This is a genomic window from Chloroflexota bacterium (assembly GCA_013152435.1).
In the GTDB taxonomy this organism is placed as follows: domain Bacteria; phylum Chloroflexota; class Anaerolineae; order DUEN01; family DUEN01; genus DUEN01.
On record JAADGJ010000086.1, the window covers coordinates 1 to 10,321 of the forward strand.

Sequence of the window (10,321 nt, forward strand, 5' to 3'; positions counted from 1 at the left end):
TCTTGCGGTATCCTATTCATGGGAACGCCTCCTGGGGTTTGGTTCTTTACTTTCTCTACTTTACCCAAGGCGTTCCCTTTTGACTAGTCCCCCCCTCCAAAAAGCCAAACTTCAGGGGAGGGGCGATTCATGAATCGCCCCTGCCCACGGATAGGCGGCGGCAGATCCCCCCTTCTGGGAAAAAGCCCGCAGAAGGCGCCGTTCTCGCAGCGCCACCACAAAACCACCTCCTGTGAGCCACCAACACCGGAAGAGAGACCATCCAGATTTGACAGACGAGAAAAGACGTGGATAATATATGAGTATTCATTCAGATGTTTCAAGGGCTACCGCGCAAGCCGGTAGCGCGAGGGAGCACAGGAGGCGCAAACGTGCCGCATCTGATCTGTCAGAGCGAAAGGGATATCCGGCACGTCTCAACCGGGGCGACTGACTAGTCGCCCCTTTTTCAGGGCCATTTACATGAATATTCACTCACATATAGCAACGTTCACAGATGAATGGGAACCGAACGACGCAACCTTCGCCGGCGAAGGAGTACCGGATGAATGAACAAACCCTCCGATTGGAGATCCCCGTCCTCTTGCCCGGGGTCGAGGACGAGCGTGATCAATGCGTGGAACGCCTGCAAGAGCTGCTGAGCCAGCGCAAGGGCATCCACCAGGTTCACGTGGAGCGAGAGAACGGGCAGGCACGACTGTGCATTCACTATGATCCCAGCATGACGTCCCTATCGCAGGTGCAGCGCTGGGCCGAGCAGGCGGGCGCCCAGGTGAGCGATCGCTATCGCCATGAGACGGCGCGCATCACGGGCATGGACTGCCCCGACTGCGCCCTCAGCATCGAGCACATCCTGGGACGGATGGATGGCATCCTCAACGTCTCCGTCAACTACGCGGCCGAGAGGATGCGCATCGAGTACGATAGCCAGGTCGTCTCCCGCCAGGACATCTTCAAGCGCGTGGCCTATCTGGGATATGAGATCTCGGAGGAGGAAGAGGAACGCGGCTGGCTGCGGGAGAACTGGGAGCTCGTCCTGGCCATCCTGTCCGGCGCCTTCCTGCTCCTGGGCTGGGCAGGCGAGAGCTTCCTGGGCCTGCCTCGTGTGGCGGCCATCGGCCTCTACGCCCTCGCCTACGTGACGGGAGGGTACGATGCCACGCGACACGGGCTCAAGGCCGTGCGCCACCTTCGGTTTGACATCGACTTCCTGATGGTCGTGGCGGCCATTGGCGCCGCGGTGCTGGGCGAATGGGCGGAGGGGGCGCTGCTTCTCTTCCTGTTCAGCCTGGGCCACGCCCTGGAGCACTACGCCACCGGCAAGGCGCGGGCGGCCATCCGCGCCCTGGGAGAACTGACCCCTGAGACGGCCCTGGTGCGACGCGACGGGCAAGAGGTCGAGCTGCCGGTGAAGGAGGTGATGCGCGGCGACATCGTCGTGGTCCGCCCCGGCGATCGTATCCCGGTGGACGGCCGGGTGATCCAGGGACAGTCGGCGGTGGACCAATCGCCCATCACCGGCGAGAGCGTGCCGGTGGAGAAAGGCGAGGGGGACGAGGTATTCGCGGGCACGGTCAACGGCGAGGGGACGCTGGAGATCGAGGTGACCCGCCTGGCCCAGGACACCACTCTGGCCCGCGTGATCCGGATGGTGGAGGAGGCCCAGACCCAGAAATCCCCCACCCAGCAGTTCACCGAGAGGTTCGAGCGCATCTTCGTGCCGACGGTGCTGGCCGGCGTGGTCGGGGTCGTCTTCCTGCCGCCGCTGGTCGGCTGGCTGCCCTTTGGGGAGGCCTTCCTGCGCGGGATGACCATCCTGGTGGCGGCCAGCCCCTGCGCCCTGGCCATCGCCACCCCGTCGGCCGTGCTATCGGGCGTCGCCCAGGCGGCCCGCAACGGGGTGCTGATCAAAGGGGGCGTGTACCTGGAGAACCTGGGTGCGGTACGGGCCATGGCCTTCGACAAGACGGGCACGCTCACCCACGGCCAGCCCAAGGTGACCGACATTCTCGTTAGACGGCGGACGACGGACGCGGGTGCGCCGACCGACGCTGACCGTGCAGAAGATGAGATCCTCCGCGTCGCTGCGGCGGTGGAGCGACGGTCGAACCACCCGCTGGCACAGGCCGTCGTGCGGGAAGCCGAGCGACGGGGGCTGGCCCTGCCCCAGGCCGGCGACCTGGAATCGATCACCGGGCGGGGCGTGCGCTCCGCGCTGGACGGCCAGCCGGTGCTCATCGGCAACCTGGGGCTGTTCGAGGTGGAGGGCCTGACCGTGCCGGAGGACATCCGGGCCCAGATGGAGGCCCTGGAGGCCGAGGGCAAGACGACCATGATCGTCTACGGCCCGGCGCCGGCATCGGATGGCCAGGCTCCCTCGGCGGACTTCCTGGGGATCATCGCTCTGGCCGATACGCCGCGCCCGGAGGCCAGGGAGACCCTGGAGCGGCTACGGGCGTTGGGCATCCGGGAGACGATCATGCTCACCGGGGATAATGAGCGGGTGGCGGCAGCCATCGCCCGACAGGTGGGGCTGACCGATTTCAAAGCCAACCTGCTGCCCGAGCAGAAGGTGGAGGCCATCCAGGCGCTGCTGACGCAGTACGGCCGCGTGGCCATGGTCGGCGATGGCGTCAACGACGCCCCGGCCCTGGCCCAGGCCACGGTGGGCATCGCCATGGGCGGCGCGGGCACCGATGTGGCGCTGGAGACGGCCGACGTGGCCCTGATGGCCGACGACCTATCGAAGCTCCCCTTCGCCGTGGGGCTCAGCCGTCAGGCGCGTCGGATCATCCGGCAGAACCTGATCGCCTCGCTGGGTGTGGTCATCCTCCTGATCCCGATGGCCCTCTTCGGGCTGGTGGGCATCGGGATCGCCATCGTCTTCCACGAGGGGAGCACGCTAGTGGTCGTGGCCAACGCGCTGCGGCTGTTGGGGTACGAGAGGACGTAACGATTTCAGCCGGCCCCAGCGAGAACGCCGGGGCGGGGAGCCCAGGTCCATGCCCTTTGGTGAGCAGCAGGAGCAAGAAGCATGAGCTACGAGGGGATCTTCAGAGGCATTCTGGCCGCCACATTCGTCCTGCTGACCATCATCCGGGTGTACTACGCCCGAAAGGCAGGCCGGGCGGGCGAAAAGAGCTCCACAGGAAGAGCGAACAGAGGCCACATGACCTTGTTGCGGCTGCTCAACTCGGCGGCGGCCGTGGTCACGCTCGTGTACCTCATCGCCCCGCGCTGGCTGGGCTGGGCCGCGCTGCCGATGCCGATCTGGCTGCGCTGGATCGGAGGCGTGCTCGGCCTGATCACCGTCCTGCTGTTCTTTTGGATTCACCACGCCCTGGGCGAGAACTGGTCCCTATCTGTGGACACCAAAGCCCGACACACGCTGGTGACCAGCGGGCCATATCGCTGGGTTCGACACCCAATGTATACCGCGATATTCGTGTGGACATTGGCCTTCTTCCTGCTGTCGGCCAATTGGTTTGTCGGCATCGCCTGGCTGGCGCTGAGCGTCCTGGCTGCCTCGCGAGCCGGCGAAGAGGAGGAGGCGTTGATCGAAACGTTCGGCGCCGAATACCAGGACTACATGCGACGCACCCCCCGGTTTCTGCCGGGCCTGGGACGCTGGGGAGAAGGAAGGTGAAAAACCCCACTCTCTGGGGTGTCTACTTCGTGATCGCCATCCTGTGGACCGCGGGCAACCTGTGGCTGTACCACAGACGCACCCAGCCCGGACGGGAGTTAGGCCTATCCGGGTCGCTATCCATCTGGGCCTGGGATGCATACATGGTCTGCGGGCTCGTCGCGGGAGCCGTGTATCGCCCCTTTGGGGTCCGATTCCCGGCCATCTGGCGGGTCCTCGGGCTGATCGCCGCCCTGGCCGGCGTGATCCTGGCGCTGTGGGGCATGATCGAGTTTCGCTCTCTGGCCCGGATCTCGGCGCTGGAGGAGGGCCGGCTGATCACGACGGGTATCTACGGCCACGTGCGGCATCCACAGCACGCCGGGCTGTTGGCGGCCGCCTTCGGCTCGGCCATCGCCTTCCAGACATGGCTCGGTCTGCTGGTCGCGGTCGTGATCTTGATGTGGTCGTTGATCCAGACCCGGCTGGAGGATCGGCGACTGATCGTCCTCTTCGGCGATGAGGCGCGACGCTACATCGCAGCCGTGCCGAGGTATGTGCCCAGATGGGCCGCATACGGAATGGAGGGAAGATGACATGGCTTTGTGCAGCCCTGGGATCCTCCATAGCCGCCTGGGTGGTATTTGGCATATACGTCTTTTCAGAGGTAAAGAAGACTTACGACAGAGGAGGCGTATTCACAAACAAGCTCCTGACACTTTGGCTCATCATGTGGGGATTTTATCACCTCGCCGTGATCCTGTCGGCGTTGTATGCCGTGTGGCCGATACCCATCAACAAGACGATGGCATTCGCAGGCGGTTCGGTCATGATCAGCGTTGGAGTGCTTACACTGGCAACCGGGATGATCGAGTTCCGCACCTTGCGCAGGAGCTGTGGACAGGACACATCCGAGCTTGTAACCACCGGGATATACCGATGGAGCAGAAATCCGCAGTTCATGGGTTGTCTTCTCTATCTCCTAGGGATATCCCTTCTCGGGCGCTCAGGGCTTGCTTTTGTGCTCACGGGGGCGGCCTCCCTCGTCATCTATCTGTACACCGTCCATCTGGCAGAGCCCTACCTTGAACGTCTGTACGGAGAAGAGTACCGCCTGTACAAATCGAGAACCGCAAGGTGGATTGGGATCCCTAAAGTGCGACAGCACTCTGATATCGAGCCGCCGTCTGCCAGCCACACATAAACACGATACGGAGGGATGATGCCCATGAGAGGTCCTTTGCTACTTGAGCGGGAGCCACGCACACACCGCCCCGTCCGGCTCCTGTCCGTGTTGCTGGTGCTGATCTCGTTGGCTCTAGCCGGATGTGGCGGCCGAGGGGAGGCAGGCCAGCGAGAGCTGAAGCTGGCGCCGGCATCCCGATTGCCCAAAGAGGTCCAGAGGGCGCCGACCACGGTGCGCGAGGCGTATCAGTTCGCCCTGGCCAATCCCGATGTGCTCAAATATATCCCCTGCTACTGCGGCTGTGGCGCCGACCACGGGAGCGTCAAGGACTGCTTCGTGCGCGAGGTACGCCCCGACGGATCGGCCGTGTTCGACGAGATGGGCCTGGGCTGAAGCATCTGCGTGGACATCACGCGTGACGTGATGCGCTACTGGCAGGAGGGGAAGTCGCTGGTCGAGATCCGGAAGAGCATCGACGCCACCTACAGCCGTTTCGGGCCGCCAACGGACACGGAGTGGCCACAGCAGTAGGAGCGAGGCATTCCCACCGGTATGGTTACCGGTGGGCACACGCTTGGAGGAAATCACCCGCATTCACCACGCGTCGCCAGGGAATGCCTCGCCCAAGGAAGAAGAGCGAAGATGAAAAGCAAAACGCTGAAACGGTTGGGCTTTCTGGCGGGGATCGTTCTGGCCATCTGGCTCTGGCAGCGGGAGCGGGACACCAGCGATATAAGCCGTCGGCTGGAACGCGCTACGATCCGGCTCTCCCAGTCCGCCCGTCTGGTGCAGGGCCGGGAGCGAGCCACCTGGGTGCGCCGATTCTACGCCCTGTTGGCGCCAGCCTACGACCTGCTGTTCCTCAAACTGCCGGGCTATCAGCAGGCGGCGCGTGATCTGATCGATCGGCTGGACGTCGGCGCCCATGACGCCGCCCTGGATGTGGGCTGTGGCACCGGGCTGCTGACGCTGCCTCTGGCCGAACGAGCGGGCCGGGTCGTGGGTCTGGACTTGAGCCCATCCATGTTGAGGAAGCTGGCTGCCAAGGCGGCCCGGCGAGACCTGAACATCGAGCTGCGCCAGGGGAGCGTATTGGAACTGCCCTTCGCCGACGAGGAGTTCACCGTCGTCACCACGGCCTTCATGCTCCTCTATCTGACGCCGGATGAGAAACAGCGCGCCATGGCCGAGATCCGCCGCGTGCTTGCGCCCGGCGGTCGGCTGGGATGTCTCAGCAGCCCGGGTGAGATCGCCGACGTCTTCCTGACCCGGGAGGAGTGGGAAGCCTTACTGCACGAAGCCGGGTTCACCGACGTACAAATCGAGGAACGCCGTGAGGTCTTTCGGCTGATCATCGCCCGCAGGGGGGACGGGCCATGAAGCGACACCTGCTCGGGGCGGCGAAGCTCGTCCTGGTCATCATCGGCGGGCTGCTGTTCTTCTGGCTGGTCCTATTCAAGTTGATCTCCAGGCTGGCAGCCCGATCGGGGAGATCTGCGCCGTGCCCTCCGTCACTGGCTTGGCTGCTGGATCACCCCATCCGTCGTCGCTACATACGCCTGGTGCTGGACCGGATCGACATTCGACCGGGTGAGCGTGTATTGGAACTCGGCCCAGGGGTCGGGACCTTCACTGTGGAGGCCGCACGGCGAGTGGGCCCCCAAGGCCGGCTCATCTCGGTGGATATTCAGCCAGAGATGATCGCCCAGGTGAAGAGGCGGGTGCAAACGACTGGCTTGGCCAACGTCAAGACCTGCGTCGCCAGCGCCCATGACCTGCCCCTGGGCGATGCCAGCGTAGATCGGGCCTTCCTGATCACGGTGCTGCCCGAGATCCCCAACCGGCGTCGCGCCCTGGCCGAACTACACCGAGTGCTCAAATCGGATGGAGTGCTTTCTATCACCGAGGAATTCCCGGACCCAGACTATCTCTTCCCGTTCGAGACGATCCGGCTTGTCGAGGCATCCGGGTTCAGCCTGGAACGGCGCCAGGGCAACTTTTGGGTGTATACAGTCAATTTCCGTCGCAAAGAGACGGAGGAGACGTCACACGTAAGCGTAACGACATGAAATCGGGAAATGTCTATCGTGATCGCGCGGGTCACCACTCTCCGGCACGCATGGGACAGAATGCGGCCGTGGACCGGCGCCCTTTGAACTGCAGGAGACGACCGTGAGACGAACGACCGAGACTGCAATCGAGAAACTGAAACTGGAGATCCCTCTGCTCCTCCCCGAAAACGGCGAGTGCGATGGCTGCATCCAGCGCCTGCAGGAGATCCTACGCCAGCATAAGGGGATCGATCAGGCTCACGTGGACCAGGATGCCGGCCTATCTCGCCTGTGCCTGCACTATGATCCCAACCTGATCTCGCTGGCCGAGGTGGAACGCCACGCGCGTGAGGTGGGGATCGCCATTCAGCAACGCTATCGCCATCGCGATCTGCGCATCGTCGGCATGGACTGCGCCGACTGCGCCGCCAAGCTGGAGAAAGGCGTCAGCCGCCTGGATGGCGTGCTTCACTGCACCATCAACTTTGCCGCCGCCAAGATGGCCGTCGAATACGACGTGGAGGCCCTGGACCAGGAGGCCATCATCGAACGCATCCGCCAGCTGGGCTACGATGTGGCGGAGGAGGAAGCCGCCTCAACGCTCCCGCAGGAGACCGGTCCGGGCGGCCTGCGCGGGCTGCTGGCCTTCATGCGCAGCAAACGGCGTGACACGCTGACCCTCGTATCTGGCCTTTTGATCCTGCTGGCCTTCGCCCTGGAGACATCCGGCATCTCCCCCGCCATCGCCCACGGCCTTTACGCCCTGGCCATCATCAGCGGGGGCTTCTATGTGGCCCGCAAGGGCCTGACCGGCGTCTGGATCAACCGGGAGCTGGACATCAACTTCCTGATGACCATCGCCGCGCTGGGCGCGGCCGCCATCGGGGCCTGGGAGGAGGGAGCGCTGGTCGTCTTCCTCTTCAGCCTGGGGGAGACGTTGGAAGGCTACACAATGGACCGGGCTCGCAACGCCATCCGCTCCCTGATGGATCTGGCGCCCGCCGAGGCCACCGTGCTACGCCCCTGCGTGGACTGCGAGGAACATCAGGGACAACCACTCCCCGATGGCACCCCCTATGAGAGCGGCCCCTGCCCCTGGTGTGACGTCCACGAGCAGCGCGTGCCCGTGGCCGAGCTGGCCGTAGGCGACATCATCCTCGTCCGGCCAGGCGAACGCATCCCCATGGACGGTCGCATCGTCCAGGGCGCCTCGGCGGTCAACCAGGCCCCCATCACCGGCGAGAGCATCCCGGTGGAGAAGGGGCCCGGCGACGACATCTTCGCGGGCACGATCAACGGCGAAGGGGCTCTGGAGGTGGAGGTCACCCGGCTGGCAGCGGACAACACCCTCAGCCGGATTATCCACATGGTGGAGGAGGCCCAGGCTCAGAAGGCCCCCTCCCAGCGCTGGGTGGACGTCTTCGCCAAGTACTACACGCCCTTGATCGTGGGCCTGGCCGTGCTCATCGCCGCCGTGCCCCCGATCCTCTTCGGTCAGCCCTTCCTGGAGCCGGCGACCGGCGGACACGGCTGGCTCTATCGGGCGCTGGCCCTGCTCATCATCGCCTGTCCCTGCGCCCTGGTCATCTCCACGCCGGTCAGCATCGTCAGCGCCATCAGCAACGCGGCCCGAAACGGCGTGCTGGTCAAGGGAGGTGCCTACCTGGAGGCGGCCGGGGGACTGCGCGTGATGGCCTTTGACAAGACGGGCACCCTGACCCAAGGCGAACCGTCCGTCACGGATATGATTCCCCTGGACGGCCGAACGGAGGAGGATATCCTGGCGTTGGCGGCCTCCGTCGAGAGCCGGTCCGAGCATCCGCTGGCCCAGGCCATCGTGCGCGCGGCCGAGCAACGGGGTGTAGCCTTCACGCCGGCCTCGGGCTTCCAGGCCCTCACCGGCCGGGGGGCGAGCGCCCTGGTGAACGGCGCCCCGGTGTACATCGGCAACCGAACCCTTCTGTCCGAGCTGAACATTCCCCTCGCCCAGGCGCTGCGCGCGCAGATCGAGCGCCTGGAGGAGGAGGGCAAGACCGTCATGGTCGTGGCCACGGAGGTCGACGGCCAGCTCACGGCGATCGGGCTCATCGCCGTGGCCGACACAGTGCGGCCCGACGCCCGAGAGGCGATAGCGGCTCTGAAACGCTCCGGCATCCGGCATACGGTGATGCTCACCGGCGACAACGAGCGCACCGCCGCCGCCATCGCGGCGCAGGTGGGGATCGATGAGGTGCGAGCGAACCTGCTGCCAGAGCACAAGGTCGGGGTCGTAGAGGAGCTGCTGGAGGCATACGGCCAGGTGGCCATGGTGGGAGATGGGGTGAATGACGCCCCGGCCCTGGCCCGAGCCACCGTGGGCATCGCCATGGGCGGCGCGGGCACGGATCAGGCCCTGGAAACGGCGGACATCGTCCTCATGGCCGATGATCTGAGCAAGCTGCCCTTCGCCATGCACCTCAGCCGACGCACGCTGGGGATCATCCGGCAGAACATCGCTTTCAGCCTGTTGGTGAAGGCCGCCTTCATGGGGCTGGCCATCCCGGGCCTAGCCACGCTGTGGATGGCCGTGTTCGCCGACGTGGGAGCCTCTCTGATCGTCATCCTCAACGGTATGCGGCTACTCAAGAGCAAGGACCGGAGGGCATCCTCATAAGCAAAGAGTCAGCCGATGAGAGCCGACGGTGCGGCCCCGCATCCGAGCTCATCCCACCCCAGCTAGGACGAGCACCGTGATGAGGATGCCCCCCACGGCCCCCGCCAGGAGCTGCGCCGGCGTGTGCTTCTTACGATACAAACGCGCCCAGGCGACCAGGGGCAGGCTCAAGAACGCCCACCAGATGGCCGGGCCGAAGACGTAGACCAATACCGTGGAGAAGCCGCTCACGCCGACCATATGCAGGCTGATCTTCCAGAAGCTGGAGATGGCGAACATCGTCACCCCCAGGCAGGCATAGATCAGCGCCAGCAGCCACAACAGGCGCGGGGCCCCTCCCAGCCCCAGGAGCAACAAGGCCAACAGATCGCTGCTCAGGCTGACCAGGATGAAGCGAGGCCGCTCGTCACGGCGGCTGAGCTCCCAGTCGCTCACCCACCCCTTCCGCTGGCCGATCCAGATGTAAGCCAATGGAACCCCGGTCAGGATGAGCAGGGCGAGGATCGCCCAGCCCACCCCCTGCCAGCCCGCAGTCCGCCAGCCGATGGCGGGGAAGATGATCAGCGAAAGCACAGAACTATCGCAGAGGATAGAGATCCACCGGGCCAGTCGAGCGCGATCCATTCGAACCTCCGTTCCTGTAGATGACCTCCGTAGCGCCACACGGAAACGCAATCGGATCAGATATTATCACAGATGGTCGTCACCCCCAAAGGAGCGCGGCCCTCGGCGATGTATCCAGATTGGTATCAAATTAAGCGATGCGGAAGCGTGGCCCCGCATCTCTGGGGTGGCTCGGAGGGGCT

At 64.7% G+C, this 10,321-nt stretch carries 10 protein-coding genes; 9 read left to right on the forward strand and 1 reads right to left on the reverse strand.

The window, feature by feature from the left end:
- Window positions 1–544: 544 nt before the first annotated feature.
- The 9 genes from cadA (at window position 545) to GXP39_12640 (ending at window position 9,515) form a co-directional block, all read left to right on the forward strand.
- A complete protein-coding gene (gene cadA, locus GXP39_12600; protein ID NOZ28874.1) occupies window positions 545–2,953 on the forward strand; it encodes a cadmium-translocating P-type ATPase in 2,409 nt (802 codons plus the stop codon).
- An 81-nt stretch (window positions 2,954–3,034) separates the two neighbouring features.
- The gene (locus GXP39_12605) at window positions 3,035–3,646 is read left to right on the forward strand and encodes an isoprenylcysteine carboxylmethyltransferase family protein (GenBank protein NOZ28875.1); all 612 of its coding nucleotides are present in this window, start codon (window positions 3,035–3,037) and stop codon (window positions 3,644–3,646) included.
- Entirely contained in the window at window positions 3,643–4,221 is a 579-nt protein-coding gene (locus GXP39_12610) for an isoprenylcysteine carboxylmethyltransferase family protein (protein ID NOZ28876.1), read from the forward strand. The genes GXP39_12605 and GXP39_12610 overlap by 4 nt, the downstream gene beginning before the upstream one ends.
- A complete protein-coding gene (locus GXP39_12615) occupies window positions 4,218–4,829 on the forward strand; it encodes an isoprenylcysteine carboxylmethyltransferase family protein (protein NOZ28877.1) in 612 nt (203 codons plus the stop codon). Before GXP39_12610 ends, GXP39_12615 begins: the two co-directional genes overlap by 4 nt.
- A 36-nt stretch (window positions 4,830–4,865) precedes the next feature.
- Window positions 4,866–5,204: a hypothetical protein gene (locus tag GXP39_12620; protein ID NOZ28878.1), complete on the forward strand. Its 339-nt coding sequence runs from the start codon at window positions 4,866–4,868 to the stop codon at window positions 5,202–5,204.
- 9 nt (window positions 5,205–5,213) lie between these two features.
- On the forward strand, window positions 5,214–5,342 hold the full coding sequence (locus GXP39_12625) for a hypothetical protein (GenBank protein NOZ28879.1): 129 nt from the start codon (window positions 5,214–5,216) through the stop codon (window positions 5,340–5,342).
- A gap of 111 nt (window positions 5,343–5,453) precedes the next feature.
- Entirely contained in the window at window positions 5,454–6,191 is a 738-nt protein-coding gene (locus GXP39_12630) for a methyltransferase domain-containing protein (GenBank protein ID NOZ28880.1), read from the forward strand.
- Window positions 6,188–6,880 carry a methyltransferase domain-containing protein gene (locus tag GXP39_12635; protein NOZ28881.1) on the forward strand — a complete coding sequence of 231 codons (693 nt, stop codon included), beginning with the start codon at window positions 6,188–6,190 and terminating at the stop codon, window positions 6,878–6,880. The genes GXP39_12630 and GXP39_12635 overlap by 4 nt, the downstream gene beginning before the upstream one ends.
- A 127-nt stretch (window positions 6,881–7,007) precedes the next feature.
- A complete protein-coding gene (locus GXP39_12640) occupies window positions 7,008–9,515 on the forward strand; it encodes a heavy metal translocating P-type ATPase (protein ID NOZ28882.1) in 2,508 nt (835 codons plus the stop codon).
- A gap of 48 nt (window positions 9,516–9,563) precedes the next feature.
- Here the strand turns inward: GXP39_12640 and GXP39_12645 are convergent, their stop codons facing one another.
- Complete coding sequence (locus tag GXP39_12645; protein NOZ28883.1) at window positions 9,564–10,139, reverse strand: hypothetical protein; 576 nt, start codon at window positions 10,137–10,139, stop codon at window positions 9,564–9,566.
- Between the last annotated feature and the right edge of the window lie 182 nt (window positions 10,140–10,321).